The organism is Ruegeria sp. BE3 (assembly GCF_056538865.1).
In genome coordinates, this window is sequence record NZ_JBQFTW010000001.1 from 1,381,484 (window position 1) to 1,408,091 (window position 26,608).

General features: G+C 58.8%; 22 protein-coding genes and 1 riboswitch. Of the genes, 5 read left to right on the forward strand and 17 right to left on the reverse strand.

What is annotated here, in order from left to right; genetic code table 11:
* Positions 1–100: 100 nt before the first annotated feature.
* A complete protein-coding gene (gene ilvC, locus ACR0AZ_RS06870; protein WP_170689671.1) occupies positions 101–1,123 on the forward strand; it encodes a ketol-acid reductoisomerase in 1,023 nt (340 codons plus the stop codon).
* Between the two features lie 46 nt (positions 1,124–1,169).
* Here the strand turns inward: ilvC and ACR0AZ_RS06875 are convergent, their stop codons facing one another.
* Positions 1,170–1,625, reverse strand: a complete 456-nt coding sequence (locus ACR0AZ_RS06875; RefSeq protein WP_480667086.1) for an SRPBCC domain-containing protein — start codon at positions 1,623–1,625, stop codon at positions 1,170–1,172.
* Positions 1,622–1,933 carry an ArsR/SmtB family transcription factor gene (locus ACR0AZ_RS06880; RefSeq protein ID WP_480470139.1) on the reverse strand — a complete coding sequence of 104 codons (312 nt, stop codon included), beginning with the start codon at positions 1,931–1,933 and terminating at the stop codon, positions 1,622–1,624. The genes ACR0AZ_RS06875 and ACR0AZ_RS06880 overlap by 4 nt, the downstream gene beginning before the upstream one ends.
* A 78-nt stretch (positions 1,934–2,011) precedes the next feature.
* Here ACR0AZ_RS06880 and ACR0AZ_RS06885 point away from each other — a divergent pair, with 78 nt between their 5' ends.
* A complete protein-coding gene (locus tag ACR0AZ_RS06885; RefSeq protein WP_480470140.1) occupies positions 2,012–2,914 on the forward strand; it encodes a DMT family transporter in 903 nt (300 codons plus the stop codon).
* On the opposite strand, the gene glmM is transcribed toward ACR0AZ_RS06885, so the two are convergent.
* From glmM to ACR0AZ_RS06930, 9 genes are all read right to left on the reverse strand, one after another.
* On the reverse strand, positions 2,911–4,254 hold the full coding sequence (gene glmM, locus ACR0AZ_RS06890; protein ID WP_480470141.1) for a phosphoglucosamine mutase: 1,344 nt from the start codon (positions 4,252–4,254) through the stop codon (positions 2,911–2,913). The genes ACR0AZ_RS06885 and glmM overlap by 4 nt on opposite strands.
* A 34-nt stretch (positions 4,255–4,288) precedes the next feature.
* Complete coding sequence (gene folP / locus ACR0AZ_RS06895) at positions 4,289–5,287, reverse strand: dihydropteroate synthase (protein ID WP_480667089.1); 999 nt, start codon at positions 5,285–5,287, stop codon at positions 4,289–4,291.
* The gene (locus ACR0AZ_RS06900; protein WP_480667090.1) at positions 5,284–6,204 is read right to left on the reverse strand and encodes a dihydroneopterin aldolase; all 921 of its coding nucleotides are present in this window, start codon (positions 6,202–6,204) and stop codon (positions 5,284–5,286) included. The genes folP and ACR0AZ_RS06900 overlap by 4 nt, the downstream gene beginning before the upstream one ends.
* Before the next feature lie 102 nt (positions 6,205–6,306).
* On the reverse strand, positions 6,307–7,680 hold the full coding sequence (locus tag ACR0AZ_RS06905; RefSeq protein ID WP_480470144.1) for a multicopper oxidase family protein: 1,374 nt from the start codon (positions 7,678–7,680) through the stop codon (positions 6,307–6,309).
* A 73-nt stretch (positions 7,681–7,753) separates the two neighbouring features.
* Positions 7,754–8,392: a cell wall hydrolase gene (locus ACR0AZ_RS06910; protein ID WP_480470145.1), complete on the reverse strand. Its 639-nt coding sequence runs from the start codon at positions 8,390–8,392 to the stop codon at positions 7,754–7,756.
* A gap of 186 nt (positions 8,393–8,578) precedes the next feature.
* Positions 8,579–11,140, reverse strand: coding sequence for a putative PEP-binding protein (locus ACR0AZ_RS06915; RefSeq protein ID WP_480470146.1), 2,562 nt, complete (start codon positions 11,138–11,140; stop codon positions 8,579–8,581).
* A 36-nt stretch (positions 11,141–11,176) separates the two neighbouring features.
* Complete coding sequence (gene glyS, locus ACR0AZ_RS06920; RefSeq protein ID WP_480667091.1) at positions 11,177–13,378, reverse strand: glycine--tRNA ligase subunit beta; 2,202 nt, start codon at positions 13,376–13,378, stop codon at positions 11,177–11,179.
* 9 nt (positions 13,379–13,387) lie between these two features.
* Positions 13,388–14,596 carry a sodium/glutamate symporter gene (gene gltS / locus ACR0AZ_RS06925; RefSeq protein ID WP_480667092.1) on the reverse strand — a complete coding sequence of 403 codons (1,209 nt, stop codon included), beginning with the start codon at positions 14,594–14,596 and terminating at the stop codon, positions 13,388–13,390.
* Between the two features lie 3 nt (positions 14,597–14,599).
* On the reverse strand, positions 14,600–15,121 hold the full coding sequence (locus ACR0AZ_RS06930) for a DUF6446 family protein (protein ID WP_480667094.1): 522 nt from the start codon (positions 15,119–15,121) through the stop codon (positions 14,600–14,602).
* Positions 15,122–15,199: 78 nt separating this feature from the next.
* Here ACR0AZ_RS06930 and ACR0AZ_RS06935 point away from each other — a divergent pair, with 78 nt between their 5' ends.
* A complete protein-coding gene (locus tag ACR0AZ_RS06935) occupies positions 15,200–15,832 on the forward strand; it encodes a MarC family protein (protein ID WP_480667095.1) in 633 nt (210 codons plus the stop codon).
* Between the two features lie 8 nt (positions 15,833–15,840).
* On the opposite strand, the gene ACR0AZ_RS06940 is transcribed toward ACR0AZ_RS06935, so the two are convergent.
* A complete protein-coding gene (locus tag ACR0AZ_RS06940; protein ID WP_480470151.1) occupies positions 15,841–16,770 on the reverse strand; it encodes a glycine--tRNA ligase subunit alpha in 930 nt (309 codons plus the stop codon).
* Between the two features lie 205 nt (positions 16,771–16,975).
* Between ACR0AZ_RS06940 and ACR0AZ_RS06945 the strand changes: the two genes are divergently transcribed.
* On the forward strand, positions 16,976–18,712 hold the full coding sequence (locus ACR0AZ_RS06945) for a serine protease (RefSeq protein WP_480470152.1): 1,737 nt from the start codon (positions 16,976–16,978) through the stop codon (positions 18,710–18,712).
* A gap of 53 nt (positions 18,713–18,765) precedes the next feature.
* Here ACR0AZ_RS06945 and ACR0AZ_RS06950 read toward each other — a convergent pair whose 3' ends face one another.
* From ACR0AZ_RS06950 to metZ, 5 genes are all read right to left on the reverse strand, one after another.
* Positions 18,766–20,340, reverse strand: a complete 1,575-nt coding sequence (locus ACR0AZ_RS06950; protein WP_480667097.1) for a thiamine pyrophosphate-binding protein — start codon at positions 20,338–20,340, stop codon at positions 18,766–18,768.
* Entirely contained in the window at positions 20,340–21,788 is a 1,449-nt protein-coding gene (locus ACR0AZ_RS06955) for a TrkH family potassium uptake protein (RefSeq protein WP_480470154.1), read from the reverse strand. Before ACR0AZ_RS06955 ends, ACR0AZ_RS06950 begins: the two co-directional genes overlap by 1 nt.
* 51 nt (positions 21,789–21,839) lie before the next feature.
* A complete protein-coding gene (locus ACR0AZ_RS06960) occupies positions 21,840–22,694 on the reverse strand; it encodes a hypothetical protein (RefSeq protein ID WP_480667099.1) in 855 nt (284 codons plus the stop codon).
* Between the two features lie 281 nt (positions 22,695–22,975).
* On the reverse strand, positions 22,976–24,079 hold the full coding sequence (gene folE2 / locus ACR0AZ_RS06965) for a GTP cyclohydrolase FolE2 (protein ID WP_480667100.1): 1,104 nt from the start codon (positions 24,077–24,079) through the stop codon (positions 22,976–22,978).
* A 180-nt stretch (positions 24,080–24,259) separates the two neighbouring features.
* Positions 24,260–25,450 (reverse strand): O-succinylhomoserine sulfhydrylase, encoded by a 1,191-nt coding sequence (gene metZ / locus ACR0AZ_RS06970; protein ID WP_480667102.1) that lies wholly within the window; start codon positions 25,448–25,450, stop codon positions 24,260–24,262.
* Positions 25,451–25,510: 60 nt separating this feature from the next.
* Positions 25,511–25,588: riboswitch (SAM riboswitch) on the reverse strand.
* 129 nt (positions 25,589–25,717) lie between these two features.
* Here metZ and ACR0AZ_RS06975 point away from each other — a divergent pair.
* Complete coding sequence (locus ACR0AZ_RS06975) at positions 25,718–26,407, forward strand: glutathione S-transferase N-terminal domain-containing protein (RefSeq protein ID WP_480470158.1); 690 nt, start codon at positions 25,718–25,720, stop codon at positions 26,405–26,407.
* The last annotated feature ends 201 nt before the right edge of the window (positions 26,408–26,608 follow it).

Sequence of the window (26,608 nt, forward strand, 5' to 3'; positions counted from 1 at the left end):
TATTCTTCACCTTTTTATCAAATACTCAATCCCAACCCTATCGCCAATAGCAAACCCGCAGGATAGAAGCACAGCAATCGAAACTGAAAGGACCGGCGAAATGCGCGTCTATTACGATCGCGATTGCGATATCAACCTGATCAAAGACAAGAAAGTGGCCATCCTGGGCTATGGTAGCCAAGGCCACGCCCACGCGCTGAACCTGCGCGACTCAGGTGCCAAGAACCTGGTTATCGCTCTGCGCGAAGGTTCGCCCTCGGCCAAGAAAGCCGAAGGTGAAGGTCTGCAGGTGATGGGAATCGCCGAAGCGGCAGCCTGGTGCGACGTCATCATGTTCACCATGCCCGACGAATTGCAGGCCGAGACCTACAAGAAATACGTCCACGACAACATCAAGCCGGGTGCGGCCATCGCGTTCGCCCACGGCCTGAACGTGCATTTCGGCCTGATCGAGCCGAAAGAAGGCGTCGACGTCATCATGATGGCCCCCAAAGGCCCCGGCCACACTGTTCGCGGCGAATACACCAAAGGCGGCGGTGTGCCCTGCCTTGTTGCTGTAGACAACGACGCAACCGGAAAAGCGCTGGAAATCGGCCTGTCCTACTGCTCGGCAATTGGTGGCGGCCGCTCGGGCATCATCGAAACCAACTTCCGCGAAGAATGTGAAACCGATCTGTTCGGTGAGCAAGCCGTTCTGTGCGGTGGTCTGGTTGAGCTGATCCGCTGCGGCTTTGAAACTCTGGTCGAAGCAGGCTACGCGCCCGAAATGGCCTACTTCGAATGCCTGCACGAAGTGAAGCTGATCGTTGACCTGATCTACGAAGGCGGTATCGCCAACATGGATTACTCGATCTCGAACACTGCCGAGTACGGCCAATACGTCACCGGCCCGCGTATCCTGAAATACGACGAGACCAAAGCGCGTATGAAAGCCGTTCTGGACGACATCCAGCAGGGTAAATTCGTTCGCGACTTCATGCTGGAAAACGCCGTTGGCCAGCCGACCATCAAAGCGTCGCGCCGTGCCAATGATGAGCACATGATCGAGGAAACCGGCGCCAAACTGCGCGCCATGATGCCCTGGATCTCGGCCGGTAAGATGGTTGACAAAGAAAAGAACTAAGTCTGGCGTCAGCTAGAAACAGGGCGGCCCCGGTGGCCGCCCTTTTTTATTTGGCAACCGCGTTCGCATAGCATTCGCCAAGAACAAAGTCCCAGCCTTTGTCATAATTCGTACGCTTGTATTTCGCCTCAGCCGCCCAGACTTCCCAACCGGAATGGGTCAAAGTCACTTTGGTTTGACCGTCCCCATGTGCATCAAACTGTACCTCTACCCGGGTGGAGAAATCTGCGTTCGTACCGGGATGCCATGTGAAGGCCAGCCGCTTACCCTCTTCGAAAACCAAGACTTCACCCCAGTCCGCACGTGCGCCGTCAAACATAGTCTCATAAATCGCGCCGCCGGCACGAGGTTCGATGACGACCGCAAGGGCCGGATTACCTTGGGAGGCAGATACCGCTTGCCCATCCAGCGGCCACCATTTGGCAATTCTGTTGACGAAGATGTCAAAGGCACGCGCAGCTTCTGCATTAACCACAACGGTTTTCACAATTGGATCTGTCACGAACCTTCCCTCCCTGAATTCACCTCATCTGCAAAACTGCTCATGACATCTGTCCAGTATTTGTCGAGCCACGACCGAAGCGCATCCAGCCCATCCGGGCACACCGCATAGATCCGCCGCGTGCCTTCCGCTCGACACATCACCAGCCCTGCGTCAGACAGCACTTTAAGATGTTGCGAAACAGCGGGGCGGCTCACCGGCAATTCGGCGGCGATGTCCCCCACTGATCTGGGCGTGCACGCAACCGCTTCAAACACTTGCCTACGGGTGGTGTCCCCTAATGCTGATAACGCCTTTTCGTAAGTCATTGCTTACGGTAAGTTATAACTAACGGTATGTCAATTTCATCTCGTGACATGTTCAACATAGAGGGATAAGGGGATGGAATGGTTGAACAACCCTCAAAACGTGATTGGAGCGGCGTCTTCATTCTGGGCCTCATCTGGGGTGCCACATTCATGGTCGTCGCCATGGCGCTTGAGGGGTACGGCCCCATCACGGTCGCCACCTCGCGCACCACGCTGGGCGCGGTGACACTGTTGATTCTGATGCGGATCACGGGCCGCCGCATTCCAACCCTGACAGCTGAACTGATCATGTCGATCACGCTGATCGGTCTGCTGTCAACAGCGATACCCTTCATGCTGCTGAGCTGGGGGCAGCAATTCGTCCCTTCCGCATTTGCCGGGCTATCCATGGCAGCGATCCCGCTGATGGTTTTACCTCTGGCCCATTTCTTCTCGGACGAGCCGCTGAACCTGCGCCGTCTGGTCGGGGTTTGCCTCGGCTTCACCGGCGCTTTGGTGTTGATCGGGCCCGGCCTTGCGCAGTTGGGCCAAGGGGCCGAGCCTCTTGCGCAGCTGGCCTGCATCCTTGCTGCGCTGTGCTATGCCAGTTCGTCGATCATGACGCGTCGCTGCCCCCCAATTGATCCGCTGGTCCTTGCGGCCCTGACGTTGGTTGTAGGGGCCATCGTATTGGTACCTACCATGCTGCTGACCGAAGGACTACCGGCCTGGCAAGGCACCCGCCCGACCCTGGCGCTTATCGTGCTGGGCTTATTGCCCACGGCTTTTGCCACCCTGCTGCGGGTTTCGATCACGCGCAGTGCTGGTTCGGTCTTTCTGACGCTGGTAAACTATCAGGTGCCTGTCTGGTCGATGATCTTCGGCGCCTGGATCTTGTCCGAGGCGCTGCCGCTGCGCTTCTTCGTTGCACTTCTGCTGATCCTGACCGGCATGGCCATCAGCCAATGGTTCAGCCTGCGCAAAATGCTGATCGGGCGCTAACCCGCGACCGCTTCAACCTCGGCCACGATACCGTCAACCACCTGAGTTAGCAGAGCAGCGTCCTCGCATTCGGCCATCACCCGGATCAAAGGTTCCGTGCCCGATTTGCGGATCAGCAGACGACCCTGCCCGTTCAGTCGCGCCTCAGCTTCAGAAATGGCGGTTTTGACATTGGCCGCCTCCAACGGAGCTTGCCCAGCGGTGAACCGTACATTCTTGAGCAATTGCGGAACCGTTTCGAACTGGCGCGACAGCTCTGAAGCTTTCCTTTCGGACAGCACCATCTCGGCCAGGAAATGCAGGCCCGCCATCAAACCGTCTCCGGTGGTGGCATAATCACTCATCACGATATGGCCCGATTGCTCACCCCCCAGGTTAAACCCACCTGAACGCATCCGTTCGACCACATAGCGATCCCCGACCGAAGTACGCTCCAACCGCAGTCCCTGCCCGGCCAGATGCCGTTCCAAACCGAGGTTCGACATCACGGTGGCAACCAGCGCATCGCCTTTCAGCCGCTCCGCTTTTGACCAGGCAGAGGCGAGCAGTGCCATCAGTTGATCGCCATCGGCAACTGCACCGGTTTCGTCAATCACCACAACCCGGTCAGCATCACCATCAAGGCAGATACCCACGTCGGCCCCATGCGCCACAACGGTTTCGGCAGCGGTCTGCGGTTGCGTCGAGCCACATCCCAAATTGATGTTCTTGCCATCCGGCGCGATACCGACAGGGATCACATCGGCGCCAAGCTCCCAAAGCACCTCGGGCGCGGTGCGATGCGCAGCGCCGTTCGCGCAATCGATCACGACTTTCAATCCGTCCAACTTCACGTCTCGGGGCAACGAGGATTTCACGCGCTCGCCATAACGGAAGCGCGCATCATCCACGCGGCGTGCACGACCAATATTCTGCGCCTGAGCCGGCTTCACGCCTTCTTCGATCAGCCGCTCAATCTCAAGTTCGGCCTGATCGGACAACTTGAACCCGTCCGGTCCAAAGAACTTGATCCCGTTATCCTCGGCCGGGTTGTGGCTGGCCGAAATCATAACGCCAAGGTCCGCCCGCATCGAGCGTGTCATCAGACCAACCGCAGGCGTCGGCACCGGTCCCAGCAGCAACACATTCATCCCGGTCGAGGTCAGACCCGCCGTCAACGCGTTTTCCAGCATATAGCCCGACAGTCGTGTGTCCTTACCGATGACAACCCGGTGTACACCCGAAGCGTCACGGCGGAAATATCGGCCCACTGCGGCCCCTATGCGCAAGGCCATATCAGCCGTCATCGGATAGGTGTTGGCGGTCCCCCGCACCCCGTCGGTTCCGAACAGCTTGCGCATAAGTCTTAACTCCTGAAATTCCTTTGTGCCCGGATTACCGGACGGCGGACCAAAGACGCAAGGCTTGAGCAGTTTCAGCCACGTCATGGACACGTATAATCTGCACGCCCTGTGACAATCCCGCCAGAGCAACGGCAATTGACCCCGGTGCACGGGCATCCTTGCGCGGCTCCTTGCCGATCTGGCCGATAATCCCCTTGCGGGACACACCCAACAGGATCGGGCAGCCAAGGCCGTGGAACAGGCTGAGATTGCGCAACAGGATCAGGTTGTGCTCCGTGGTCTTGCCAAATCCAATGCCTGGGTCGACGATGATCAGATCGCGACTTAGGCCAAGGCTCTCAAGATGCGCAATCTGCGCCGCGAGAAAGTCATATACATCCAGCAAAACGTCATCATATTGCGGATCATCCTGCATCGTCGTCGGATCGCCCTGCATGTGCATCACACAGACAGGCGCTCCAATCCGGGCACAAAACGGAGCAAGCTGCGGGTCGAAGGTAAAACCCGACACATCATTGATCAGCCCTGCCCCAGCCGCATGCGCCGCCTCAGCGACGCGGGCCTTACGCGTATCGATCGAAATCAGCGCATCGGTCTCGGCCCGGATTGCTGCGATCAATGGTTCCGTGCGGGCGATCTCTTCCTCGGCGGGTACGAAATCGGCGCCAGGGCGGGTGGATTCTCCGCCGATGTCCAGAATGCTGGCCCCGTGACCGACCATCCCGACAGCGGCTGCGCGGGCCGCGTCGACCGAATTATGCACGCCCCCATCCGAGAAACTGTCGGGCGTTGCATTCAGAATACCCATGATCTGCGGCTGCGCCATATCCAGTCCGGCTATGGCCGCGCGTGGATGGGTGAGATACTCCATGTACGTATCTGGAATATCGCCAATTTCTACAATCTCAGAGGTTTTGCCTCGTTGCAGCTTTTCAGCTTGCGTGAACCACAATTGCTGACCCGCCAGCGGCACAGCGCCCGACGGGCGCAGAGGCCCGTGCTGAACAAGCGGTCGGTAATAGACAGTCACAACCGCGCCTGATCCACGGAAATTGCACGCAGCGGCGTCTTTGGTGCATCTGGCAGTTCACCACCGATCACCATCATCTCGCTGGCCTCAAAGGTCGCGGCAAACCATGCTGCCAGCGCAACCGCATCTGACGGCGCCGCTGAGGGGCCATCCACGGCGTCCAATACAATTTTTGACGGTGCCCAAACACAGATCTGGTCGTTTTTCATCGCCCAATCCAGCTCGGTCCGGGTCGAAACGACCACGCATCGATGGTCGCGGGCAGCCAAAACCCAGGCGTTCTGCTCGATCGCCAACAGGTCGATCCTGCGCTGTGTCATCGCATGCCCGGTCTGCGGGACCGCAAGATCGGATGCGCCGACACAGAGGATCAAAGGGCGTTGCCGGTTCTGCAGCTGGTCGATCCAACCAGCCAGATTGCTCGACGCAATCGCCTCGTTCGACAGAAAGACCAGCCGGGGATGCGGTCGTTCTTCTTCGGCCACATCATGATGTACCGCATCTTTGCCGCGCACGATCTCGACCCCCAGAGCACCGGGCCCGCGATCCAGTTTTTCGATGCGTACGAAAGCTCTTACAGCCTGAGGCTCAAGCAAGATACGTTCAGCCACGCGGTCGGCCAAAGTTTCCAGAAGATTCAGGCGCTCAGCGGCAAGTTCAAACGCAATTGCTTCGGTTACGCGATCATAGGACAGGATACGATCCACATCATCGTCGATCGGATCAGCCAGCGGGCGTACTTCGACCACGATGTTGAAACAGATGCGCTGTGTGGTGCCGCGCTCGGCCTGAAAGGCCCCGATTTCAACTTCCACGATATGATCCCGCAGAGAGATTCGATCCAGCGGACCGCGCGTGGCGGTTGCTTCGGACCGTTCAGACGGATGCGCGAAGGCAAGGCGGATTTCAGAGCTCATCTGATGGACCTTTTCAGACGTGGAGGGCTAATCAGCCCACATTAAGCGATGTGCGGGCATATAACACTGCAGCAAACGCCTTTCCAGCCATCGAATCCGGCGTCAGACGACCCGGTACCAACTCATCATACCCGAGGCGGCATGACCCAGCATGTGGCAATGCAGAAGCCAATTGCCGGGATTATCGGCCAGCAACGCGATCTGCCGGGTCTGTCCCCGCTCGACCAACACTGTGTCACGCCACGGGCCCAGACTGCCATCCGGCAGGATCAGCCTGAAATGGTGGCCGTGCAGATGCATCGCATGCGGAAATGCCGTCTCATTGACAAACTCTATACGGTGGACGTTGCCCAGCTTCGTATCCAGAAACGGATCGGAGGGCCGCTCAGCATAGCCGTTGAGCGCCCAGAACCGTCCCAGTTGCGCTAGTTCCTGGCCCGAAAGTTCAGTATCCCCCAATATAGCGCGATCCAACCAGCGCATCGCGCCACCTTGTATCGCCATGCGATGCAGCGGCGCACCCTCCAGTGCTACCTCAGGTAACGGATTTGCGGGTAACGGCTTCACCCCGGAACGAACGGAACGTGCCGTAGCGCCTGTCACATCGAACCTAACCAACCCAAACGCGCCGTCACGCTCTATACTAACGACACTTGCGGTCTGCCCTGCCTCTGCCGAGACATCGACAATCAGGTCGGCCCGCTGTGCCGGTGCAAGCGGAAAGCTTTCTTCAATGGCGAGAGGTGTCTCAAGCGGCATCCCATCAAGCGCCACGATCCAACCTGTCAAACCGTCGAGCGAAACATCGAAAATCCTGGCATTTGCGGCGTTAATCAACCTCAGACGCAAACGTTCGGCGGATTTCACCGGGTAGGATGGGTCAAACCGTCCGTTAACAGACATAAGATTGCCTAACCGCCCAGCGTGGCTCAGGTCATGGCCATTGTCGAAGTCATCGGTGATCTGACCGGTCTCGGGATCCAACCGCCAATCGTCCAGCATCAGGGTAAGATCCTGATCGACATCCGGAGCGACGGCCTCTTCCACGATCAACGGACCATAGAGCCCGCGCGCCACCTGTTCGACCGAGCGATTATGTGCGTGATACCAAAAGGTTCCCGCATCCGGCACAACGAAATCATAGTTAAAGCGGGCCCCCGTGGGCACCGCATCCTGCGTCAAGCCGGGCACACCGTCCATCGCATTGTCGATCCGGATGCCATGCCAATGCACCGCGGTTGCCTGAGGCAGATCGTTCACCAGCGTACGCTGAACCCGTTTGCCTTGACCGATCCGAATTTCGGCCCCCGGAACGCCCGCACCATAACTCCATACCGACGTCTGCGGATAACCGTCGGGCGCAATCTGTTGCGTAGATTGTTGGGCGATCAATTCGATATCTGACGCCAATGCTGCACGCGGCAACATCGACATTGCCAGAGCCGATTGCATGAACTGTCTGCGCGTAGTGATCATCGCGAGCCTCCCGGCTCGCAACATAGAGGCAAAATCGGACTGCGCCAGCACCCTTCCAGCGCTGGTGCGTCAATCAGTTGCTCGCTGTCCGATAATTGTGGCGATAGAAAATATGCACACCGATCCGCGCGGTTTCCTTGTAAACCCGCGACCATGACGGGCGAACCGCCTTGGTATGGTAATGCGTCGCCCCGGCGGTCATCTCTTCTGCCACACCGTCAATCGCGGCACGCGCCACCTTGGATACACGCTCATACGCCCGCTTTTCGTGGATGACTTCTTTTTGACCATCGCAAGTGTAGGTGAACTGGCACTGATAGCGTTTGCCGGTGCCCTGCTTAATCACACCACACAGCGAATCCGGGAAGCGGGCGCTGTCGACACGGTTCAGGATCACTTCGGCAACTGCGAACTGGCCGCGCACGCTTTCGCCGCGCGCTTCGAAATACAGCGCCTCAGCCAGACAACGGAAACCCTCGTCCCCGGTCGCTTTGGGCTGCTGATCCAGCCAATCCTTGGTGTAAGAAATCTCGATCTTTTCCGGCGTCTGACGCGGCTTGAACAGCTTCAGATAGTCACGGAAATTCTGTGCTGGCAACTCGTTACGGGCAACCAACTCAACAGATTTACCTTCGTTCTGCCTTTCGGCAAACGACAAACTTGGCAGCAAGGCTGCAGCCCCCACGGCAACAGCCAATATGTAGCGTCTCATCAGATAACCTCGCACAGGCACTTCCGCGCCAAACCCTCCCCCGGCGGGCGCGACGAGGCTGATACCCTACTTGAGGGCAGACGTCCAGTTTTCTGAAAAAGCCAAGAGAAAAACCGCTCACGCCGCCGATTTTTGTCGACAGCGGAACGTTTCCTGAGCCACTATTTCTAGGTAGGAGACAGTTAGTCAACCCCCAAGTTTGGACGAAATTGCCAGTTGAGCGGCTGACAGCCGAGCGACGGGAACCCGGAACGGAGAACAGGACACATAGTCGAACCCGAGCGCCCGGCAGATAGCGATTGATTCGGGGTTGCCACCATGTTCGCCACAGACAGAAAGTGTAACGTCTGGTTGAGCTTGACGCCCGCGCTCCGCCCCTAGCTTGAGTAACTCACCCACCCCGTCTGCATCCAGAACGTGAAACGGATCTTCGCCAAACACGCCTAGGCGGACATATGCCGACATGAACCGACCAGCGTCATCCCGGGACAAACCATAGGTCATTTGGGTCAGGTCATTGGTCCCGAAACTCAGGAAAGATGTATTCGGCGCGATTTCATCCGCTCGCAGACAGGCACGTGGCGTTTCCACCATGACACCCAGCCTATAGTCGAGCTCTTGTCCACGCTCCGAGGCCACCTCGGCAGCCACCGCATCGATGCGCGCTTTCACCAGTTCAACCTCGCGCTTGGCCGAGACCAATGGGATCATCACCTCGGGAACCACGGGCGCCCCCTCTTTACTGGCCTCAAGCGTCGCTTCGAATATAGCGCGCGCTTGCATGTCATAGATCTCGGGCACGGTCACCCCCAGACGCACGCCGCGCAAACCCAGCATAGGATTGTATTCGCGCATCGCCTCGACCCTGCGTTCGACATCCGAAACCGGAAGATCAAGCGCCTCGGCCAGTTCTCTCTGACCCGTGCGCGTGGTGGGTAGAAACTCGTGCAAAGGCGGGTCGAATAGCCGGATGCACACCGGCTGCCCCTCCATGATTCTGAACAGCTGCACGAAATCCTGCCGCTGCATCGGCAGCAGACGTTCCAGCACCGCAGATCGTCCCGAAGGCGTCTGGGCAAAGATCATTTCACGCATCACGGTCAGGCGGCCCGGATCAAAGAACATGTGCTCGGTCCTGCACAGGCCAATGCCCTGCGCCTGAAAGTTACGCGCTGTTTGCGCGTCGGCAGGCGTATCCGCATTGGCGCGAATTTCGATGTCACGCTCGGCGTCCGCCCAACCCATCAGCGTTTGAAAGCAATCGTCCAGTGCCGCCTCAAGCATCTCGGGTTGTCCGGCCAGAACTTGACCTGAGGTGCCATCGATGGTCAGGACATCGCCAGTTTTGAACACGCGCCCGTCCGGCGCAGTCAGCATCTTTTTCTTGGTCTGGAACCGCATCTCGGACGCGCCTACGATACAGGGCAGACCCAGCCCCCGGCCAATCACGGCAGCGTGGCTGGTGATCCCGCCCTTTTCGGTCAGCACCGCCACGGCTGCATGCATCCCCCGCACATCCTCGGGCGAAGTTTCACGACGCACCAGAACACAAGGCTCGCCACGCGCGGCGCTGGCCTGTGCCTCTGCAGCCGTGAAAACGATGCGGCCAGTCGCGGCACCGGGGCTGGCGGCAATACCGGTGGTCAGCACGTCACGCGCTGCCTCGGGGTGGACCTGACGGTGTAGCAATTCATTCAGCGAATGCGGGTCGATCCGCATCACCGCCTCTTGCGGCGGGATAATACCGTCTTCGGCCAGACGGACGGCAATCCGCATTGCCGCGCGCGAGCCACGCTGAACCCGGACCCCATCCAGAATATGCACGTCGCCATTCTGCACGACGAACTCAACCTGCATCTCTTCACGCAGTTTTTCACGCATTAGCGCCGCGTGGGTCTTGAGATCGGCAAAAGCCTCGGGCGCGACGTCTTCCAGCGATTGTCCGCGCTCATCCCTTTCCAGATACAACGCCGAGACGCCTTCGCCCAACGCATCGCGCCCCTGGCTCTGGCTCAGATAACGACCGGTGATCTGCGGCATGCCCGTCGTCGGGTCGATCAACTGCAACACGCCCGAGCCGCACTCGCCCTGCCCGACACCCGGGATCATCTCTTGAACGACCAGCCCCAGCCCGGCATCCGCTGGCGCGCCCTTGGCCTGCCGTAGCAAACGGGCCGAAGTTCCGTCCCACGCCCGCGCCATCGACCGCAGCACGCCGATCAGTTGCTCGCCCCGGTCCTGCGGGAACGCTTCGTCGGTTTCATCTTCGTAGGCGCGCAAAGACAAGCTCAACCCTTCACGTCCATCCGCCTCGATGTCATCAAATACATCCGGGTCCAGCCGGGCCACGTGGATCGCATAGCTCTGCACAAACCGCAAATAGAGTGCAGCCGCCGCATCCCGTCCCATACCCGCCGACAAGTCCAGATAGCGGGCATCGTTCATGCCGATATTCAGGACCGCGCCCGGACCGCCCCAATCGGGGTCTTCGGAACTGGGGCGCACACACAACAGCGCTTCGGCGTCGAACTGTTCCATGATGGCCGCGATGTCAGGTACATGCCCTTCGGCAATTCGCTGCACCGCGTCAAAAGAGAGCGCTACGGTGCGCGGCACCGGCATCTTAAGCCGAACCAGGCGTTGCAAGCATTTCGCCCGCCCGCCATGGGTATTGGCGGCAACGGGCGCTTTCGAGGTAATAAGCGTGGTCTGCGGATTATTCTGCACTGCGGCACCTTTTGGTTTCACCGCAGCATAAGCCCCTGCGCCCTTGGCGCAAGGGCGTTATCCCTCGATCAGGGTCAGATCGGCAACGCTGGAGCAGACCTTGCGGATCTGGCTCAGCAGGTTCAGACGGTTGCGGCGCAGGATGTCATTGTCGGTGTTGACCTGCACATCCTCAAAGAAAGCATCCACGGGTGCCCGCAGCACAGCCATCGCCGCCATAGCGGTCGGGAAATCCTCGGCCTTCAGAGCGGGATCGATTTTGGCCTCTGCCGTATCAAGCGCGGCGAACAGCGCCTTCTCGCTGTCAGTCTCGGCAAATTTCACATCCGCACCATAGGAGTATTCCACCCCATCCTTCTCTTCCGCCTGAGACAGGATGTTATTGGCCCGCCTGAACCCCTGCACGAGGTTCTCTCCATCCTCGGTCGCAATCACCGCGTTCAGCGCACGGGCGCGTTTGACCAGCAGGTTGAGGTCGTCATTGCCGTCCATCGCGATGCAGGCGTCGATGATATCGGGACGGATGCCCTCTTCACGCAGGAAGACCTTGAGGCGGTCGTGGAAGAAAGACAACAAGTCCGACGGGGCCGCAGCAACGATTGCGTTCGCAGCCTCGACCTGATGCGCCAGATCATGCACGCGCTTGGCGGCGGCCTCTGCCTCGTCGTCAGACGCCTGCGTTTGGCGCGCTTTGGCCTCTAGCAGAGCTGCCTGCCATTCCGGCAGTTTCAACAGATTACCTAGTGCAACTGCAAAAGTCTGGTCCAGCGGCAGGCGCAGATCGTTGGTCAGGATCAGGCGGATTACCCCAAGCGCAGCACGGCGCAGGGCAAACGGGTCTTTCGACCCGGTGGGTTTCTCGTCAATCGCCCAGAACCCGGTCAGCGTGTCCAGCTTATCGGCCAGTGCCACTGTCACCGACAGCGGCGCAGTCGGCACGTCATCAGACGGTCCCAACGGCGAATAGTGTTCCTGTGCTACGGAGGCCAATTCGGGGCGCATACCCGCAGCCGCGATATAATAGCGGCCCATCAAGCCCTGCAGTTCTGGGAATTCATAGACCATCTGCGAGCTCAAGTCGGCCTTGGCCAGATGCGCTGCATCTTTGGCCTGACGCGCATCAACACCCATGACGTCGGCCAATTCACCGGCCAAGGCAGCGATACGCTCAATCCGCTCGGCCTGCGTACCCAGCTTGTTGTGGAAGGTCACGTTCTGCAGATCGTTGCTCCAGACGGTCATGTCCAACTTGGCGATGCGCAGGTCATTCTCCCAGAAGAACTTGGCATCCGCCAAACGCGCCGACAGCACCTTTTGGTTCCCCGCCAGAATGGTCGCGCCATTATCGGCGGTCTCACGGTTGGCAACCGTTATGAAGCGCTCGATCCGCCCCGTCTTGGGATTCTTCACGGAAAAGAACTTCTGATGCTCTTTCATCGAGGTCTGCAGCACCTCGGGCGGCAGCTCCAGAAACTCCTCGTCGATCTGCCCCATCAGCACGACAGGCCATTCAACCAGACCGGCCACTTCGGCCAGAAGACCCTTGTCATCAACAACTTCCAGACCCACGGCGAAAGCCATGTTCTGGGCATCGTTCCAGATATGCTCGGCGCGCTCCTCGGGCGAAAGCACCACAAAGGCGCGTTTCAGCTTGGCCGCATAGTCCTCGAACGAAAAAACGGAAAACCGGTTCGGGGCCATGAAGCGATGGCCTTCGGTGGTATCACCAGAGGTGATCCCTTCGATCTCAAGCGGTACAACCTGCGCGCCCGCTTCATCGCTGAGGACACACAGGATCGAGTGCAGCGGTCGCACCCAGCGCATCGAACCCGCGCCCCAGCGCATCGATTTTGGCCAGGGGAAGTTGCGGATCGTCGTTTCCAGCACTTCAGCCACAATCTCAGCCGCCGGACGACCGGCTTTCTCGATGTTCGCGAAATAGACCGCACCTTTGGGCGTATCACGCTCTTCGAGTTGGTCGCGGGTCAGTCCCGCCCCCCGCAGGAACCCTTCGATGGCTTTGTCGGGCGCTCCGACCTTAGGGCCCTTACGCTCTTCCCGGATGGTGGGGCTTTCGGCCAACACCCCCTCAACCGCCAGTGTCAGGCGGCGCGGCGTGGTCAAGGCCGCAGCCGAGGCATAGGTCAGTCCACCCTCGACCAAGCCGTCCGTGATCCGCTTTTTCAGGTCTTCACCAGCACGGGTTTGCATCCGCGCGGGGATCTCTTCGGAAAACAATTCGATCAGCAGGTCGGGCATAGTCGGTCCTTAGAAACTCACAATCGTCTGGATGACGATTGCATTGGCGATATCCACGAAGAAGGCGGATACAAGGGGCAGCACGATAAAGGCAATAGGCGATGGGCCATATCGCTTGGTTACAGCCGTCATATTTGCAATCGCGGTGGGGGTTGCGCCCAAAGCGAAGCCGCCAAAACCGGCGGCTAGTACGGCGGCGCGATAATTCGAGCCCATCAGCGGGAATAGGACCCAGATCACGAACACCACTGCAAAGAGCGTCTGGGCGGTCATGATCACCGCAATCGCAAGGCCAAGCTCAGCTATAGTCCACAGTTGCAGGCTCATCAGGGACATCGCCAGGAACGCCCCCAATGCGAATTCCGAGATCAGCGCCAGCGATGGCGTCCGCGCCACGGGTGGGGCGTTGGGCGCAAGCAGCGCGCGCAGATTGGCAATGATAATCCCCATGATCAGGCAGGGCACGAACAAAGGCAGTTTCAGCCCCGCAGCGCTGATGGCTTCACTCAGGATCACGCCTGAAATGATGGCAAGGTTGAGATATAACAGTACCCGCATAACCGTCTGATGGTCGATTGCGGATTTCTGGTCGACCTCATTGGGCAAACCAACTGTGTGCTCTTCCTCAGGGCGACTGGGGTTGAGTTTGCGCCCTTCGACCAACAGCCGCGCAATTGGACCCCCGACCAGAGCGGCTAATACAAGGCCCAAAGTGGCAACGGCAACACCCAACTCGGTCGCGCCTTGGAGCCCGGTGGCTTGTGCGACCTCTGGCGCCCAGGCGATCGCGGTGCCATGGCCGCCGATCAATGCCGCCGAGCCAAACAAAACGCCCGCCTGCGCCGGATAGCCGAACAGAACCGCCCCGGCCGCCCCGATCACGTTCTGTGCAACGATAGTCAGTAGCGTCAAAATCAGAAGCAAGAGCAATGGCTTGCCGCCTGCGATTAAATCCGAAAGCCGTGCATTCAATCCGATACCGGCGAAGAACAACACCAACAGGAAATCCCGTGTGGTCAGGCCAAAGGACAGCTCAACGCCAAATAACAGATACAGAGTCAGTACCACGAGCGAGGCCAACAGACCCCCGGTCACCGGCTCGGGGATGTTGAAGCTGCGGAGCGTTGCGATGCGAGCATTGATCTCAGCCCCAAGCAAGTAGACCGCGAAACCCAGCGTCGCGGTCAAGAAATCCGGGATCTCAACGACCAACTCCACGTTTCACTCCTGCGGTCTGGGCGGGCAGTCTTCACCCACCACGGTGCCGTCATAGGCTTTCTCACCGCAATTGTTCAGCGCGTGCCAGACATAGCCCTTGCCGTCCCGCGAGATAGCAACGATGCGGTCGACCCCGTAATGGATGTTCTTCGCGCCCAAGAAAGCCTGCGCCTGCCCCGATTTCAGCGCATCGGCCAAAGCGACTGCATCGTAACATTCAAACCATCCCGGCGCGGTCAAAGGTTCGGCGTCTTCTACGGCAACAAACCCGACCAGTTGATCGGGCGTCAGATCGGTTTCGAAACAGGCCCGATACCGGATCGGAGAGCTGTCGGCATCTATCGCCTGAAACGCACTGTAGCTGATCGGTTCCGGCACCTCGGATCCTGCGACCATCAGAGTAACATCCTGGCCTGGCTTCGGCGTGACATCATAATAGAAGCCGTAAACCTGCAGGTAATACATGCTCCCACCCGCCAGAGCGGCCGAAAACAGAAGGATCAGCGCCAGAAGCTTCCCGGTCATCGTTTATGCGGCCTCTTTCATATTCTGGGGAAATAGGTCAGGTTTCAAACCATTACAGGCAGATGTAAGGCGACAGAGATGGAAACCACCCTTGCCGTTGGATTCTTCGGTGCATTGTTCGCGATCATGAACCCGATCACGAATTTGCCAGTTTTTCTGAGCGTCACACAAGATCTGCCTGCTGCCGATCAGCGCAAGGTGGCGCTGAAAACGGCGCTGTACTGCCTGATACTGGGGGGCGCCTTTGCCTCGGCCGGAAGTCAGGCCCTCGGCCTTTTTGGCATCAGCGTCGACCATTTGCGGGTTGCGGGTGGCCTGGTTGTTCTGATGATCGGCCTGAACATGCTGAACGGCAACGAAAGCAGCTCGCATCACGGCACCGACGGAGAGAAGCAATCCTATCCCGCGCCCGAGACGGTCGCGTTCTACCCGCTGGCCTTTCCCATTCTGGTTGGCCCCGGCACGATCACCACACTGATCCTGTACGCACACCACATCAAAACTCCGATCGAAGCTATTGCTTATGCAGGTGTTTTTCTGATCGTAGTCGCCCTGCTTTTGGTGACATTCTGGAATGCCGCCTGGCTGGCTGAACGGTTGTCTGACAATGCCCGCGTGATCATGAGCCGGTTCATGGGCATGATCCTGTCGGCCATCGCCATCAGCATGATCGCGGACGGCCTGAAGGCGTTGCTGCCCGGTCTGGCCTAAGCCCGCCATCAAGCTTCGAACCCTGCAGCCTCGGTCTGCACAAACGCATCTGCGCATTGCTTGGCCAGCGCCCGGACCCGGCCGATATAGGCCTGCCGTTCGGTCACCGAGATCACGCCTCGCGCATCCAGCAAGTTGAAGATATGGCTGGCCTTGATGCACTGGTCATAGGCCGGATGCGCCATGATGATACGCTTGCCGGTTTTTGGGTCGTCATGCTCCTGCGCCAGAATGGTCGCACATTCGGCCTCAGCCTCTTCAAAATGGCGCAGCAGGACCTCGGTGTTGGCGACATCGAAGTTCCAGCGCGCGTATTCCTCTTCGGTCTGCTTGAAGATATCGCCATAGGTCAGCGGGCTGGGCGACTGAGGATCGTTGAACGGCATGTCCATCACGTGATCGATGCCCAGCACATACATGGCCAGACGCTCAAGCCCATAGGTCAACTCGCCCGAGACAGGTGCACAGTCGTGGCCGCCAACCTGTTGGAAATAGGTGAATTGGCTGACTTCCATGCCATCACACCAAACCTCCCAACCTAGCCCCCAAGCACCGAGCGTCGGGCTTTCCCAGTCATCCTCAACAAAGCGGATGTCGTGCAGGTCCATATCGATGCCGATGGCTTCGAGCGAGCCGAGATACAGGTCCTGTAGATCCGGCGGGCTGGGTTTGATCAGCACTTGGTACTGGTAGTAATGCTGCAACCGGTTGGGGTTCTCGCCATACCGCCCGTCCGTCGGTCGACGCGAAGGCTGCACATAAGCCGCAGCCCACGCCTTGGACCCCAACGCACGCAAAGTGGTCGCCGGGTGGAACGTGCCCGCGCCGACTTCCATGTCATAAGGTTGCAGGATCGCGCAGCCTTTCGTCGCCCAATAGGTCTGAAGCCGCAGGATGATCTCCTGAAATGAACGTGGTGCGCTTTTGGGTTCGGTCATGACATATCCCTTGGACGCCCAGGCGCCCGGTTCCGGTGGGTTCGGCCCTTCCTATGCAAGCCACCAAAGGGCGTCAACGGGCCAATGAGCCACTCTGTCACTGCGCGGCCACACACAGAATTCCCCGTAATCCGGGCATGGTCATCAGGCTGCGATTCCGCGTAATCTGCGCCAAAGTGAAAACACTGCATAAAACGGGCAGACAATGACACGCGTATTTACGGTTATTACATTCTTTTTCCTCTTCGGCCTGCGCGCCGCTTTTGCCCAACAGGACGCGGGCGTCTGGGTTCAGATCGAAGCGCAGCCGTCGCTGCGTGAGGCGCAGGAACGGGCGCAGGCCTATGCCAACGCCCTGCCTGACGTAAACGGGTTCCAACTGAACTCTGGCTGGTATGCCATTGTTATCGGGCCCTATTTGCGCGATGATGCCGAGCAGGTTCTGCGTGTCTATCGCGCTGAACGCCAGATCCCGTCTGACAGCTTCATCGCCTTCTCCAGCGCACTGAGGCAGCAGTTCTGGCCTATCGGTGCCAACATCCTAAACCGCGGGGTGATTACAGCCCCGGTCCAGCCCGAGCCGCAGGAACAACCACAAGCCGGTCTGACCCCGCAAGACGCAGACGAAACGCGCGCTGAGGCATTGCAGGGCGAACGCCTGTTGACCGCGCAGGAACGCAAGGTCCTGCAAACTGCATTGCAAGCCGCCGGTTTCTACAACTCGACCATCGACGGCGCCTTTGGTCAGGGCACCCGCCGCTCGATGGCGGATTGGCAGCGGTTCAACGGCTTCGAGGCGACCGGTGTTCTGACCACCCTGCAGCGCAAGTCGCTGATAGATGACTACAACGCACCGCTGATCAGCGTCGGGATGGATCGGTATTCCGACCCGCAAGCCGGGATTGATTTGGATATGCCGCTGGGTGTGCTGGGTTTTGATCGTTATGAGGCCCCATTTGCCCATTTCAAACCCAACTCCGACCTGAGCGCCAAGGCGCTGTTGATCTCTCAGGAAGGCTCCCCGGCCACGCTACGCGCGCTGTATGAAGTGATGCAATCGCTTGAGATCATCCCGTTGGAAGGTGAACGCGCCTTGCGCGGCAACAGCTTTACTATCGAAGGGCGCGGCAACGGCAGTGTCTCATTCACTCAAGCGGCGTTGAAAGACGGCAAGATCAAAGGGTTTACCCTGGTCTGGCCTGAAGGGGATGAGGCGCGTCGTGCGCGCGTTTTGGCTGCGATGCGCGCCAGCTTTGCTACCAATGACGCTGTGCTGGATGCTGGCGCAGGCGCGGACGCCGAACAACGTATCGATCTGCTCTCAGGCCTGCAAATCCGCAAACCGAGGTTGTCCCGGTCGGGCTTCTTTGCCGACGCCGACGGAACTGTACTGACTGTCACCGAGGCCGCAGACAACTGCACGCGCATCACGTTGGATGGCGATCAAGAAGTTCAGGTGGCATGGCAAGATACCACTCTGGGCGTTGCTGTTCTGCGCCCAAACCGGACACTCGCCCCGATCAGCGTCGCCGAGTTCCGCGCCGAACAACCACGAATCCAGTCTCAGGTTACTGTGTCTGGCTTTTCTTACGAAGGCGCGTTGGGGGCTCCGACCCTGACCTTTGGTGAAATCGCTGATATTCGCGGCCTCAACGGCGAAAACGGTGTCAAACGTCTTGCACTGGCCGCACAGCCCGGAGACGCAGGTGGGCCGGTCTTCGATGACAGCGGCAGTGTGGTTGGCATGCTGCTGCCTACACCATCCGACGGGCGCGCCCTGCCGGATTCGGTGAGCCTTGCAGCAAATGTCGAACGTCTGACCGAGGTTCTGACCAAGGCGGGTATCTCGGGTCAACCGGCGCAGGGCTCGACCCAGATTTCCCCAAATGAGCTGAGCCGTAGGGCCAACGGGATGACCGTTCTGGTGCACTGCTGGGATTAATTCATTAAGATCAGGGAAAAGGCGCAGCACTTAGGTGCGGCGCCTTTTTTAGCTCACAAGATGTCCGGCGTAACCCGGATCAGCGTCGGCTTCCCTGCATCAAAAGCGTCGCGCACGGCAGTTTGCATCTCGTCCAGAGTTTGCGGCGCGGCAGACCGCGCCCCGAAGGCTTCGGCCAGCTTACAGAAATCGGGGTTGCGTGCGACGACCGCATTAGGCGCGATCTGCCCGCGTATCATGCTGTCTTCAATCTCTTTCAGCTTGCCATTGTCCCATAGGATAATGGGCAACGACAGGCCAAGTTCCACGGCAACCCCAATCTCTTGCATCGTATAGTGAAAGCCATAATCACCTACGATCACCGCAGTGGGCTTTCCCCGCCGCGCCACTGCGCCACCAATCCCTGCAGGCACGGCGTAACCCAGCGTGCCAAACCCGGTCGGGTGGTGCCAGTGATGGGGGACAGCCATGTCCCAGACCTCTTTCGAGGCGTAGGCAAACTGAGTCATATCCGAATAGATCATCGTATCCGCTGGCATCGCCGCCCTGAGCGCATCGGCCACCGGGACAATCCCCGGACGTTCTGCATCTACTTCGGTCCGCCAGCGGGCGCGGGCTTCGCGCACCTCTTCCTCGGACCATCCGGTAGCTGGCTTAGTCTGCTGGATAGCTTCCCAGAGCGCTTGTGCAAAACTCTCGCCATCTGCCTGAAACTTTACAGCAGCGCGGTGTCGATCCGATAAAACCTCGGGGTCCAGATCGACACGCACCATGGTCGCGGAGTGACCCAGATCTTGCCGCCAAAGGTCAACCTCGCCTAATTCGGCACCGACAACCACGATCAAATCCGCCGAGCTGATCACTTCGACGCTGCCCGGACGGGGCAGCATTGATCCAAAATCCAACGGATAATCGGCCCCAACCAAGCCGCGCCCGGCATAGGTCGTGAAACAAGCCGCCCCCAGCTGTGTTAATATCTGCCGCCATAGGTTCGACCGGCAGCCACCGCCCAGAATAAACAATGGCCGCTGCGCGTCATTGAGCAAGGTTAGAACCGACGACACATCTGGAGGCAGGGCGTTTTTATCTAGCGCAGCGGGATTCGGGATCGGCGCGGCGTTGGCCTCGTCCTGCAGTTGCGCAATTGGCACCTGAATATGCTTGGGGCGCTGGCGTGAGAGTTCAAACTCTTCAAATGCACGTTCGATCAATCCATATGCCGCCTGCGCATCGTTTGCCTGACAAGACCAGTCCGCCACCGTCTCGGCGGCGGCGCGCTGGTCTTTCATCTGATGCAATTGACCGCGCTGCGCCTCAATCTCGTCCAGGCATGAAGACAGCACCAGCATCGGCACCGAATCTGAGTATGCCTGCCCCATCGGCGTCATGATATTGCACAGCCCCGGTCCAGTGATGACATAGGCCACACCCGGCTTGCCGGTTGCGCGGGCATAGCCATCGGCCATGAATCCGGCCCCTTGCTCATGCCGAGCCAAAACATGGGTGATCCCGGCCTCTTCGATGCCGCGATACATCTCTTGATTATGCACGCCAGGAATGCCGAAAATCACATCGACGCCGCGATCCTTCAACATATGCGAGATTTGCGCGCCCAGCGGTCGCTTCATTATCCCCTCCAGAACTGAACCGTGAAGATTGCGTAGACGGCCAGCAATTCCAGGCGGCCGACCAACATGCCGATGGTCAGCAGCCATTTCGCACTATCATTCAAACCCGCAAAGTTGCCCGCAGGCCCGATCTGGTCCCCCAGCCCCGGCCCGACATTAGCCAGCGCCGTCGCCGCCCCCGAGACAGACGTGATAAAATCCAGCCCTGTCAACGCGAGCGCCCAGGACAGAACCCCCATCGAGAGCACGAAGAACATGAAGAAGCTCATGACCGATGTCAGAACATCCCTGCCAATTGCCCGCCCGTCATAGCGCGGCACAAACACTCCGTGAGGTGAACGGATGCGGCGAATTTGCGTTTTGATCGAAGCAAAGAGCAACTGATAACGGAACACCTTGATCGAACAGGCGGTCGATCCTGCGCAGCCTCCGATCAGGCCGATCAGAAAGAACAACATGACAGGGAAACTGCCCCAGCCCATATAATCGACACTCGCATAGCCGGTACCCGAAATGATCGACGTGATGTTGAACAGCGACTCGCGGAACGCCTGCTCCCAGTGGTGCGGGAAGACCGAAGTCAGGAACACAGACATGATCACGACCAGCACCGCGATTGTCCCCAGAAACGCCCTGATCTGACTGTCTTTCCACAATGAGCTTGTGTAACCATTGGCCAACTGCACATAGCGCACGAAGGGTAGCGCCGCGAGGATCATGAAGACGGCAGCGGCATATTCCATCGGCCCGGAGAAGCGTGCAAATGAGCTGTCATAATTCGAAAAACCACCCGTTGCTATGGTGGTCATGGAATGCACAACAGCGTCGAAGAAGCTCATGCCGAAGCCCGCATAAACCAGAGCGCAAACGACGGTGAGGAAAACATAGATCAGCGAAATCTGCCCCGCGATCTCCTGCGCGCGCGGCAGGATTTTCCCCATTGTTTCAAACCCTTCCGAGCGGAAGATCTGCATGCCACCCACTCGCAGCTCGGGCAGGAATACCATGGCGACGACGATAATGCCGATACCGCCCAACCATTGCAGCACGCCGCGCCACAGCAGCAGACCCTGTGGTAAATCATCGAGCCCGGATATCACGGTCGAGCCGGTGGTTGTCAGACCCGACATCGCCTCAAAATACGCATCGACGAAACGCAGTTCCGTCTCGCCGAACAGAAACGGGATGGCGCCAAAAATCGGCAGCGCCACCCAGACCCCCGAGGTCAGCAAAAAGGTCTGACGGATGGTGAGACCCTCGCCAACCCCATTCGAGCAACTCATCGCAAGAACACTGCCAGTCAAGAGCGTGATGACCGCGCTTTCAAAGAAAACGTGCCACTCATCCCGCCCTTCGATCAGGTCGGCAAGCATCGGCAACAGCATGGTCACCCCTAGAATGGCGACCAACAGGCCAATCACGTATCCGACCGGGCGAAGATCCATCATGACGGGCAGCGTTGGCGCGCTAGCCCGACGGTGTCAAGCAGATGATCCGCGTTAAGTGTCGGATTTCGCAGATGCGGTCGGCATTGCGGGCGGTTTCGATGGTGCCCGCGTGCGACGAACGGCGGATTTGGCCTGCTCTGCATGCACCGCGGCGATGGGCTTTTCAGGCGCTGGCTTGGCCGGGGCAGTCTTCGCAGCTGTAGCTTTGACCGGAGCGGGCTTCACTGCAGCGGTTTTCGCAGGTGCTGGCTTTGTCGCTGCGGGTTTGGCCGGGGCGGGTTTCGCAGCCGTGGCTTTGCTCGGAACAGGCTTCGCTGCTGTGATTTTCGCAGGTGCCGCCTTGGTCACCGCTGGCTTGGCCGGGGCGGGCTGTGCAGCCTTAGCGGCTGGCTTTGGGGTCACCGCAGGTTTAGGAGCGTTTGTGGCTTCCCTCGCCTTTGCCGCGGCTGCTGATTTAAACGCCGCAACAGCTTTCGCTTCGGTCGACACGGGTTTCGCAGCAGCTTTGGCAGGGGCCGCTTTCGGTGCGGGCTTGGCCACAGGAGCCGACTTGGCCGCAAGTGCGGGCTTGGCCGCAGGAGCGGGCTTAACCGCCGCAGGTTTCGTCTTGGGTGCGGCCATTGCTTTAGGGGCGACCTTGGGTTTCGCTGCCGCTTTGGGCGTTGCTGCCACTACTTTCGGTTTAGCTGCGGGTTTCGCTTTCGGCGTCGCCGGTTTTGCCGGTGCCACCTTGCGCGCCGCAGGTGCCGGTGTTTCGATCGTTTTCAGCCCTTGCAAGGGCGCCATAGGCAGTTCAAAGGCTGCACGGGTCATGATCTGCATGATCTCCATCTGGCTGACCATCGCATAGCCGGCCACACGAATGGCCGCTGCTTGAAACTCAAGCGGTTGAGAAATCGGATTCATTGCATGTCTCTCCTGATAAAACCGAGGCAGCCGGAAGAAGAGTAAAGGACCTCGTCCGCCCCAATCGTCCGGGCGGATTTGCAGGTTCGCGGTCCAAGGCGTCGCACGTCCCGGCTTCCTTTCGGGCTGCACGACCCAGCTTGCGCGGGCGTGCAGCAGCTGCACTCGGGCCCAGTTTAACGCAAGTCAGGGCGCAGATGCAGCATTTCCTGCTGCATTGCGGCAAAAAGGCGCCCATGCGGGAATTTTGATCGTTTTTCCAGCAGCTTCCGTCGGGTCAATCAACCAACATGGAACAACGTGGTGAACAAACGCGGGTCCAGGCTGGCAGATTCGAAGGTTGGACCCTCGGTCAGAATCGATACGGCATCGTGGCTGTGCAGGCTTTCCTGATGACTCGCGATCACCCGAAAATCGCCGACATGATGATCGGCCTGCAGCTCGGCGCAGAACAGACGCGCGGCATCCTCGACGAAGATCGGATTCGCGGCGTTCAGCTCGGCAAAGGCCTGTTCATCCTCGCGCTTGACCATCACTTGCGTTTCGGTCGGAACCGCACGACGGCAGAGCGCGATCAGATCCTCGAACCACAGGCAGTCGGCGTTGCAATCGACAACAACGGAAATCCGGGCCACCGAGCGCTGCGAATGCGGTGTTGCCAACTGTCCACGCGTGGCGCGCGCGTGTTCGCTTAGCTCAAGTGAACACGGGCATGTCGACGAATAGACATAGTCCAGATGCATGATCTTCAGACGCTCACCACCCCGCTCGACCAGTTCCAGCGCGATGTCGTAGTATTGGTAACCGGACAAGCCCGAGCGCAGGCTCTTGATCTGATCCGGATAGGAAAAGCGCATCTGAATGCGCGCATCCAGGCTGTCCAGATCAGATAGATAATCGCTCAAGGCCGCTTCCATCACCTCAAAACTGAAGGTGCGTTCGGCGTGCTTGTAGAAAGACCGCATGATCCGGGACATGTTGATGCCCTTCTTCTCAGCCTCAAGACTGACCGAGCCGGTCACTGAAGTCTCAAGCGTCAGTTCTGCACCATTCTTGCGGTGAAATCGGATGGGCAGTCGAAAATTCGAAATGCCAACGTGCTGGATTTGCTGTTTCGACCCCCGGATCAGGCTGGAGGGACCATTTTGCAGGTCGGGCAAGGTGACCTTGTAAGCCGCGTTCGACTCGAAATCCTCGGGATACTCGCGCGATAGGGCCGGGTAATTCGTCGACACAAGACCCGGAACAAGTTGCGCAACCGCTGGATCAAGCTGACTGATCTCGGCAGCCGAGGCAGATTTCGCCCAGTCGCGCAACAGCTTAAGCGCTGCTGCGGCCTGATCGTGATCAGGCGTCTCGTTGATATCGCGCGGATGAATGTTCATTTGCACGGGTCCCTTGCTAGGCCGTCGGTTATATACGACCGAGGTTTAATTACCAGTCCGGAACGATACGCGCGGGATAGCATCCCGGATCGAAATTAAATGAGAAAAACCGTCACTTTTCAACCAAAAGCGGCCAATCAGGCGGGTTAAACCCGCCTGACCAAGAATTACCAGCAGGCGCTAACCCTGAGATGCAGCCAAAGCCCGCTCAATATCCGCCAGCAGATCGCCCGTATCCTCAAGCCCCACTGACAGGCGGATCAGGCCCGGCGTAATACCCAATTCATCCCGCTGCTCTTCACTCAGACGCTGGTGCGTAGTGGTGGCTGGATGGGTTGCAATCGACTTGGCATCGCCAAGGTTGTTCGAGATTACTGGGATCGTCAGCGCATTCAGGAACGCAAAAGCACCTGCTTTGCCACCCTTGATGTCCAACGACAGAACCGTACCGCCTTTGCCGCCCAACTGTTCCTGCACCAATGCGTTCTGTGCATGCGTCTTCAGACCGGGATACAGCGTCCGCTCCAACGCTGGATGCCCCTCAAGAGCTTCGGCAATCTTCTGCGCGCTGTCGGCCTGCGCATTCACGCGCAATGCCATGGTTTCAATACCTTTGACCATGATCCACGCGCTAAAAGGGCTGAGCGCACCGCCAGTGTGTTTCATGTAAGGCTCGACCGTACCGCGGATAAACTCTTTTGTACCGATGATCACACCGCCCAACGCACGCCCCTGCCCGTCAATATGCTTGGTCGCCGAATAGACGACCACATCTGCGCCCTGTTCGATCGCGCGCGAGAAGACCGGGGTCGAGAACACGTTGTCGACGATCACAGTTGCACCAACTGCATGAGCCAGTTTCGACACCGCAGCAATATCGATCACTTCAAGCGTCGGGTTTGACATGGATTCGAAGAACACCGCCTTGGTCTCAGGCCGGATTGCAGCCGCCCAAGCATCCAGATCGGTGCCATCCACAAATGTCACCTCGACACCGTAGCGGGTCAGGATGTTTTCGAGGATGTACAGGCAGGACCCGAACAGCGCCTTGGCCGAAACCACGTGATCGCCCGACTTCAGCATCGAAGTCAGCGCACCATTCACAGCAGCCATGCCTGAGGCGGCAGCAAACGCGTCCTCGCCCCCTTCCAGCGCGGCAATGCGTTGTTCGAACATCGAAATGGTCGGGTTTCCGTAGCGGGCATAGATGAACTCATCCGGGCCGGTCTCAATGAACCGGGCCTCGGCCTGCTCGGCATTCTCATAGACAAACCCTTGCGTCAGAAAGATCGCCTCGGAGACTTCGTTATACTGACTACGACGAATGCCGCCATGGACGGCTTGGGTGCGTTTGTTCCAGCTCTCGCTCATGTCATTCCTTTCAGCCCTCGAGGGGGCAAACAAAAAACCCCAGACGCGGCCAAGCGAAAGGGGTCTTTCATCCTGACCTTTTAGCGGTGTTGTTTAGCGTGGCCCGCAATCCGGTAACAAATCGCCACGTATTGGGCATGCGTTTACGCCGCGTCCCGCCGATGGTCAAGACCGGTCGGATACCGGTCACGCTTTCGTAACACAGCAACGCTGCCCCTTGCCGCGCGCGCCTAAACCCTCATGATCGCGATAAGCTGAGGAGTTATCATGATCGATCTGTATTTCTGGCCCACGCCGAACGGCTGGAAGGTTTCCATCGCTCTGGAAGAGATGGAGTTGCCCTATTCGACCCATCTGATCAATATCGGTAAGGGCGACCAGTTCGACCCCGGATTTCTGAAGATCTCTCCCAACAACCGCATGCCCGCCATCGTCGACCCGGATGGCCCTGACGGCGCACCCGTTTCGGTTTTTGAAAGCGGTGCGATCCTGATGTATCTGGCGCGTAAAACAGGACGATTCTACGGCAAAACCGAGCGTGAACGGATCGCGGTCGAGGAATGGCTCATGTGGCAGATGGGCGGCGTTGGCCCAATGGCTGGCCAGGCGCATCACTTCCTGAAATACGCCCCGCAGCTGGACCCACCGCAAGACCTTCCCTATCCCAAGGACCGCTACCGTTCCGAAGTCGCCCGCCTATATGGTGTTCTCGACCGCAGACTGGCCGAAAACGAGTATGTCGCAGGCGATTTCTACTCCATCGCCGACATGTCGATCTGGGGTTGGGCAAGCCTTTGGGAAGGGCAGCAGCAGGTACTGGAGGACAAACCGCACTTCACCCGCTGGCTCAACATGATGAGCGCCCGCCCCGCAGTGCAAGCAGGCCGCGCGCTACATGCGGAATTGCGCGGGGATCATAGGGACAAACAGGCTCAGGGGGTCTTGTTCAGGCGCTGATCACGGTCAAAACCGCTAATGGAATACGGCGAATAAATCTCTCAGGTTCTGATCAAATCCTGATTGCCGCGGCATAACCTTATGATATGCTTCAGCAAAAATCCGCGAGTAGCCATGAGAATTGTATTCGTCTTATTTGTAGTTTGGGCCAGCGCTGCGCTTGGGCAAACCTATCCCGATTATCAAAGTACAACCGTCAAT